Annotated in this window: 6 protein-coding genes; 3 read left to right on the forward strand and 3 right to left on the reverse strand. The window is 47.7% G+C overall.

Annotated features, from left to right (window positions below; translation table 11 throughout):
- The first annotated feature begins 173 nt into the window (after nt 1–173).
- Nucleotides 174–884, forward strand: coding sequence for a hypothetical protein (locus tag OEM52_11995; protein MDK9700859.1), 711 nt, complete (start codon nt 174–176; stop codon nt 882–884).
- 290 nt (nt 885–1174) lie between these two features.
- Here OEM52_11995 and OEM52_12000 read toward each other — a convergent pair whose 3' ends face one another.
- The gene (locus OEM52_12000; protein MDK9700860.1) at nt 1175–2458 is read right to left on the reverse strand and encodes a hypothetical protein; all 1284 of its coding nucleotides are present in this window, start codon (nt 2456–2458) and stop codon (nt 1175–1177) included.
- Between the two features lie 14 nt (nt 2459–2472).
- The gene (locus OEM52_12005) at nt 2473–3465 is read right to left on the reverse strand and encodes a hypothetical protein (GenBank protein ID MDK9700861.1); all 993 of its coding nucleotides are present in this window, start codon (nt 3463–3465) and stop codon (nt 2473–2475) included.
- A 346-nt stretch (nt 3466–3811) separates the two neighbouring features.
- On the opposite strand from OEM52_12005, the gene OEM52_12010 reads away from it, so the two are divergent.
- The gene (locus OEM52_12010; protein ID MDK9700862.1) at nt 3812–4516 is read left to right on the forward strand and encodes a tetratricopeptide repeat protein; all 705 of its coding nucleotides are present in this window, start codon (nt 3812–3814) and stop codon (nt 4514–4516) included.
- A gap of 278 nt (nt 4517–4794) precedes the next feature.
- Here OEM52_12010 and OEM52_12015 read toward each other — a convergent pair whose 3' ends face one another.
- Nucleotides 4795–5655, reverse strand: a complete 861-nt coding sequence (locus tag OEM52_12015) for a CPBP family intramembrane metalloprotease (protein MDK9700863.1) — start codon at nt 5653–5655, stop codon at nt 4795–4797.
- Between the two features lie 325 nt (nt 5656–5980).
- On the opposite strand from OEM52_12015, the gene OEM52_12020 reads away from it, so the two are divergent.
- A complete protein-coding gene (locus OEM52_12020; GenBank protein MDK9700864.1) occupies nt 5981–7465 on the forward strand; it encodes a hypothetical protein in 1485 nt (494 codons plus the stop codon).
- Nucleotides 7466–7875 lie beyond the last annotated feature (410 nt).

Consider the following 7875-nt stretch of genomic DNA (forward strand, 5'->3'; position numbering starts at 1 on the left):
GGTCACCAGACCTGTTTTTATTGATTCTTTTTTTTTTATACAGGTCTGGAGACCTGTCGGTACCCCCCCTTTTTACAGGATTGGAATCCTGTATCCACCCCTAACAACACCCTTCACCCTTCACCTTACACCCTACCGCGACAAGAATGTCGCGGCCACGTATGGAGCAAATCATGATTGAACGTGTATTAACCGGCGCGTTGTTAGCGCAACCGGAAAATGAAACGAAACAAATGGTATCGGAAAGCGATATTGAATTAATTCACGCCCTGAAGAATCCGCCGCTGATGCCGCTCGACGAAACCACCATCCATGTCCGAAGATGTCGGCTTGCCGGTGACGCCATCGATGCGAAAGGGGGAAAATTCCGCACCGAGGATCTCTCACGATTGCTCGAATTGGTACAAGGTGCACCGACGCTTATCGGACACAACCGCAATCATATTGCCGTCGCGCGATTCTTCGGCGGCGAGATCGAACAACACGACGAGCATTCTTATATCGTCCCGAAATTGTATTGGCTCAAGGGTCATAGCCGGGCGGAAGATTTACGACTCGAAATCGATGGCGGGTTGGTCAATGAAGCGTCGATTGCTTTCCTATTCCGGACACCAACCTGCGCAATTTGCGGTAACGACATCCGCGAATGTCCGCATCGGATTGGCGAATTGTATGACGGAAAACAGTGCCATTATTTCTACGATGGCATCGAAGCGGTTACCGAAGGATCGCTGGTCTATCGTGGTGCGGAACCGGGCACTGCGCTGTTGCCGAATCAACTATCTTCCGTAACGGTCGATGCGATTCATCCGTATGAGAAGAGCCCGTTGGATATGCCGCGCATCCGATTACAAGGGAAATTGTGGCGGTTGGTGGAAGTGTAGGGGCTTGATTACAAACACGAATAAAAGATTCATTTGAGTTTGTGAACCAACGCTGGTAATGCGTTGGGTTTATCAAGCCCGGTGCATCAGCTTCAGATGCAAAACAGATTGCGGATGTCCATCCGCCCGGGTCGAATAAATTCGACCCCTACTTTGGTGGTTACAGGTCTCCAGACCTGTAGCAGTGGAAAATTACACCGTAGTTCACAGGATTGGAATCCTGTATCCACCCCTAACAATCCCCCTTCACCCTTCACCCTACACCTTTCACCCTTCACCTTTTCTACAAACTATCGTGCTTGATCGTCGAGTGCCGTTACCCGATAATAGTATTGGTTTTGGGTAACGTTCTCATCATAGTGCACATAGGTCGTCCCGGTCGTGGTACCAATCCGGTAGGTATCGCCGGAAGGTACAAAATATGGATTCGTCGAACGATGAATATGATACCAGCGAATTGGACCGGAGGTAGGTGTCGAGGGCGACCATTGCAAAATGGCGCGATGATTGGGAGCATCGTATGTGATTAACAGGAATTGCGGCTCGCCTGGTGGTTCCTGCACATTCACTTGATATAAATAGGGCAGCGACCACTGTCCATTCGCATCTCGCATCCGCACAGTCAAATTGTGCATCCCGGCTGTCAAACCAGTCAAATTTGCGATAAACGTAACATCGATGGTTTGCGATTGCGTTACCGTAATTGGTGTACCATTTCCGAATCCGGGATCGCTATCGAGATAATATTCACCGCCGGTAATGTTTGGTAAGGTTATACTGATAGTCTCAACTAAAATCGATTTTACATGTGGCAACGACCACTTCCCGGCGCTGTCGCGGGTGCGAGTATGCAGGGAATGAAAGCCGTTAGATAAGCCGCTTAGCGTTACAGTAAATATTGTATTGATCGTTTGTCCCGGTGTAATGGGAATAGCAGTACCCGCGCCATAACCGGGATCTGTATCGATAAAATACTCGGCACCGGAAATGTTCGGGTTTGTTGCCGGTAGGGTTTCAACTAAAATCGGTTTCACAATCGGTAGCGACCACTTTCCATTGCCATCGCACATCCGAACAAATAATGAATGAAAGCCGCTTTGTACACCCGTCAAACTTGCAACGAAAGTTGTCTGAATCGTTTGTCCTGCTGTAATGGGAATTGCTGTTCCCGCGCCAAAGCCGGGGTCACTGTCGAGAAAATATTCAGCAGCGGTAACATTCGCGAATCCGGCGGGTATGTTTTCGACCAGAATCGGTTTGACGATTGGCAGCGACCATACGCCGTTATTATCTCGGATCCGGGTAAACAACGAATGAAAACCAACCGAAATGCCGGATAGATTTACCGTGAATGCCGTGTCACAGAAGCTGCCACCGACTTGGATGGGAATCGGGGTTGCCATTCCGTAACCGGGATCGCTATCGATATAGTACTCAGCGCCGGATAGTGTCTGTGCTTTCGTTGTTAGAGCCAGTAGCAGAACAATTCCGAATACAGTAAGTAACATCAATGCAACGTCGATCAGACAGTGATAGTTTTTGGGATAATGCCAATGCTGGCGATGGAAAATCATATTCTACTCCGCCGCTAATTCCGGGAACGGGCTTGAATTCTGGTTTGTAAGCCATTCAGCGTCGATCCGGTGGCAGGGGCGTCGAAGAGGGTAATCGTTGGAATCGGCGGAATGCCGGACAATATATATGGCGCATCGCCGCCATACATACCGCAGTTACCACCAAATCTGCCGGCACTGATGGCAGGCGAACCAGTTGCCAATTGCCATTGGGCATCGCTGCTACCGGTACCGACAAAGACCGTAGACATATTCACATTGGCTTGATTGCCATTCGTGGTACCAAATTGCGAACCGTCGCAAAGGTTGTAGTAAGCAGTTCCCGTGAAGACAACATTAGTGGCATTGCGGAGGATGTTATCGGTAAAGGTTACATTCGTCAAACTGATGTTGCCATAGATGATACAATTCCGTACATCGATTGGACCTGCTTCCGATAAGCTGTGAAGTGCTTGGGCGTTGTAAGCGGCTGCGTAAATGTAGCAATTCCGAATCGTTACATCGTGGGAGCTCTGGAGACTAATAACATTCGACATATACGTGTTTGGATTGGAGATGTAGCACTGTTCGATTAAGATGTTCGATGCAGTAGCATACACGTTATAGCCATCAGCGCCAAAGAAATTGCAACGCCGGATTACGATATCGTTCACGCTAATCATGATGTAGTTTGCAACGGAAATCCCACAAAAAATCGATCCACTGGATCCAGCCGCGAACTGCCCGTTGGAAATGGTCGCTGAAGGCAGTCGGGCTTGCGATCCGGTGTTTTGGTCGAGAAAGTATCCCGGACCCATCCACACCAACCGTTTGTTTGAATTGAAGTACCCATACGATGTGGTCGAACCGACAACATAGATCGTATCGCCAATACTGGCGGCATCGTGAGCGGCTTGGACGGTTTGGTAGGCAGTGGGATTGGCGGCGCTGTTGTCAACAATGCGAATGGTTGCAAATGTTGGGAAAGCGATTAGTAGTACGAGGATGAGGATGCCCAGTAATTTCATGTTTGCTCCTAACGACGAAATCTTTTGCGAAATTGCGCCGATGTCTTAGCGCGGATTGACAGACGAGCGGTGTATCAAAGCGACAAAATCTTCCGTAACGGGAAAATTAACATCCGTTTTTCCTTGAAACAAGGATACAACCCCTGCAAAAACAAATTCTCCAAGAGTTGTGTGTATATGTTGGTGTATGATGTTGCTGTTTTTAGAGTGCGGGCGAACACAAATTATGTCACAACGAGAAGAAGTAAGAGAAATCGAATTGTTTATACATTGCGTGTTAGTGATTGGCAATGGGAATATTTCGCGTTATACTATTCTATCTGTATTGAAAAGATTGGATACGAAGATGATGCATTTACCGGATTTGATGCCGAAAGGCGCCTACACGAAAAAATGGGGTATGATTTTTTTGGTTCCTGCGCTCCTGTTTGTCGTGATTTGGATTTTCTATGCGCTATTTATCAGTAGCGAGAATTACGCCGGATACGTGAAGAAAGGGAAATCGAATGCGAATAACGGCGAACACCTCTATGCGTTACAAGCCTACCAAAAAGCGTTGGAGTATAATCCCGATGGCGTCGAGGCGATGACTGGATTGGGCTGGACCTATGTCCGGCTGCAGGCGTATTCGACCGCCGAATCGTTGCTTACTGTCGCTGTCTTCAAGCATCCGTTCGATCTTGATCCATACATGGCATTCAGTGAAAGTAAACGCTTGCAGGGGGATTTTGCCAGTGCGATCGAAATGTTGAAGAAAGCCTGTGATGCGATTCCTGACAGCGCCCATCCGTATGTCGAATTAGGGAAGATGTACATTGCAACCGGGCAAAGCACGATGGCCGTCGGTGTATTGGAAAAAGCGCTTACCTTATCGCCCAACGACCCCGAAGCGTTAAGCAAATTGAGCGTCGCGAAACGCGCCAGCGAACGGGAAGAAACGATGGCAAAACAATCCGAGCAAAAATTCTATAACTACCAAACGGAATCGATTAGTAGCGGCATTGCCGATGATGTTGACATCGAACCAATCATCATCGATGATGGGGAGTAGGTGTAAGGTGTTAGGTGTAAGGTGTAAGGTGTAGGGTGTAAGGTGTAAGGTGTAGGGTGTAGGGTGTAAGGTGTAGGGTGTAAGGTGTAAGGTGTAGGGTGTAAGGTGTAAGGTGTAGGGTGAAGGGTGAAGGGTGAAGGGTGTAGGGGGTGGATACGGGCTTCCAAGTCCGTCAACTTCTACTGTTTTTTTCTGAAACGGGCTTGAAAGCCCATAACCACTCTGATGAGCACATGTCGGTCGTACTTCTCAAACCAGTTCACGCCCAACAGGATCGGTTAAAAGGCAACAACTTTTCCCGACCGTTTTATCATTAGAAATGACAACAACAAAAACATCAAAGACAATAATATGAGCATCGAAATTTTGAAGAAGTCGGTGTGTACAACGCCAAATGATTCTTTTATCGCGAAGTAGGAAGTATTGCTCGCAGAATGGAATATCATCATCACGAGAAGACTACCTTTTGTGTTGTTATAGATAACTGTTATCAGCATCGTGATTGGAATCGATATAAGCAATCGCTCTACAACTCTCGGATAGTAACCGTATATCAGCTCACCTTCGTACACGTTGCCAATCGTCAAAAAAGCATCTGGTGTAAAATGCCATAGGGTTACAATAACAGCGAGTATGAGCGATGCTGGGAAGGGAGCGAAGTTTTGCTGCAATTTCGGTAACAGCCATCCTCGCCAACCAATCTCTTCTGATATTCCCCAACGCACAAGACCTACAACGAAAACGACCAATGCAGCGAACAGGCCGGAGAAAAATCCACCGGTGCTCCATCCGGGAAGCGTGTCGGTTGTTATCCAAAAAGCAAATGAAATTCCCAGAAATAGAAGCGGCTCAAACAGCAATGACAGTATAATCCAACCTTTACCAATGTGCCAATTCGATAGACTTCGAAGCAACCGTGGAAATCCGTCACGTTCGTTTGTAATCAGTAACAGTACAATAGCCGCGAGCGCAGGACTAAACTGAACAAAAGGGAGGTAATGCAGCTCCGGTCTTCCCAACGAATTATTCAAAAATGTGTAAAGGAAAAAGGTTCCCCAAGACAAGGAAAAAGTCACAGCGCAAAAAGATATTACCGGAAACTGCTGACAGCGTTGCTGAAGAAATTGCCTGAGGTTCATTTCAGATACCTGCTCTAAGTTTCTTACAAGTATTGTCTACCAATTCAACTTAGTTGGTACATCTCGTGAATGCAAGCAATTGAGGTTCCCTTAGAATTACGATTTATATGAGCTATGCAGTACGCCCATTATTGAGATTCGATTCATCGAATCCGAAAATACGGGCTTGGAAGCCCGCAACCACCCCTTGCTCCTGTAACCGCCCACTATCTACCAAAAATTTTCATTTTGGGGAAAACGGACTTGATTGGAGGGGAGAAGGAAGTGTACTTTTTGTTGTCAACCTTTACATAACACTCAAAGAACCTCTCAACTGGACACTACCATGCGCAACATCCTTGTTCTTCTCACTTCTCTTTTCGCGTTCCAGCTATCCGAGTCTATCACTTTCGCCCAAGACAGTTTGCTCATGCACCGGATCGGAGGTTTCGATACTCCCGGTTATGCAAGGAGCGTTGCAAGGTCAGGTAACAATGCACTAATTGCGGATGGGAACAGCTTACAAATTGTAAATATTTCCAATTACTCTGCTCCGCAATTTGTTGGTGCTTGTACGACCCCGGGAATTGCCTACGATTTGATCGCATACGGAAATTATGTATACCTCGCTTGTGGTACTGCCGGGGTCGTTGCCGTTAATTTCTCAAACCCTGCCAATCCCGTTATTTCTGGAATCTGCGACACTCCCGGTGATGCACGAAGGTTAAGCTGGTTCGCGCCAAATTATACCTATTTAACCGTTGCCGACGGTAATAGCGGTGTCGCCATGGTACAAGCGAATGACGGACTTCCGGTACTTTTACAGTCGATGAGCTTTACTGGTTTCACTCACTTTGTGTACGCGAGTCCGTTTTTCTGGTACGTTGCTAATGGAACGGAAGGGATCTATTATCGCCAAGTCTCATCGGGTTTGACCCTGACATACCCGACACCAGGTGAGGCATTGTTTATGTCGAATTGGACGATAGCCGACGGTGACTCCGGGGTGCGATTTTGGTCATTCAATGGGACGACTGCCAGCGAAGTTGGTTGTTTCGATACACCGGGATATGTGAGTTGGGTGAATGATTTTAGTCAATTTGCATTCATTACTGATGGAATTAACGGACTTCGCTTAATCGATAAAAGCAATCCTGCGAATCCTTATGAGTATGCTTTCTACGATACTCCCGGTACTGCCGAATCGGCTCTCGTAGGTATAAATGAAAACTGTGTGTTCGTTGCCGATGGCACGGCGGGGATGGGTATTTATGGATTTGAAGAAGCGGTACGACGCCTCACTCTTACAACTCCGGTCGGAGGAGAATCTTGGGGAATTGGAACAATTGTACCAATTCGCTGGACTTCAAACAATATCGTAGGCAACGTTCAAGTTGATATAACCCGTAATTACGGACACGGTAGAACATGGGAAACGCTGTTCAGTAACGAGCCCAACGATGGCGAAATACTTTGGACTGTCACTGGTGCGCCGACAACTTATGCACGAATACAAATCAGAGCGGAACAACACTTAGTTACAAGTATGTCCCCAGCGTCGTTTTCGCTTGTACCGGTACCGCAATCTCCCTCCAATCTTACGATAAGCACCTCCGGTGATAACGCGAACTTGAGTTGGTCATCTGTTCGGAATACGATCACCGGTGATACGATTACCGTAAACCAGTACAACTTGTATCGGCGTCCGTTCGATGCGATGGAGTGGACACCGGTAATCACTACTAATGGCGATACCACCTATACCGATCCGAGTATTCTCCAAACTTCTCCCAACATGCTGTATCAGGTGAAGGCAATAGGCGGTCAATAAAATATGCGGGCGGACGTGGCAGTCCGGGTCGAAGCGTTTCGACCCCTACTGTGGGCGACCCAATGGGTCTGCCCCTACACAAAAAAGGGGCGTATTGCAATACGCCCCTACGAAACGGGCGGACATTTTCTTTGCCGCCCCTACCCAACACCCATCACCCAACACCGGACGACCCAGAGGGTCTGCCCCTACGCCTTACACCTTACACCTTTCACCTTTCACCTAACACCCATTACCCATTGGCGCGTTTGGCGGCTTGTTTCGCAAGCTCGAAATCAAGGATCCGCTTCCGCAATCGGAGCGAGCTTGGCGTCACTTCGACCAATTCATCTTCGGCGATAAATTCGAGCGCAATTTCCAACGTCAAGACGTGCGGCGGATGAAGCTGGTACCCTTCCTCGGACGTCGAT

Source organism: bacterium (genome assembly GCA_030247525.1).
GTDB lineage: Bacteria > Electryoneota > JAOADG01 > JAOADG01 > JAOADG01 > JAOTSC01.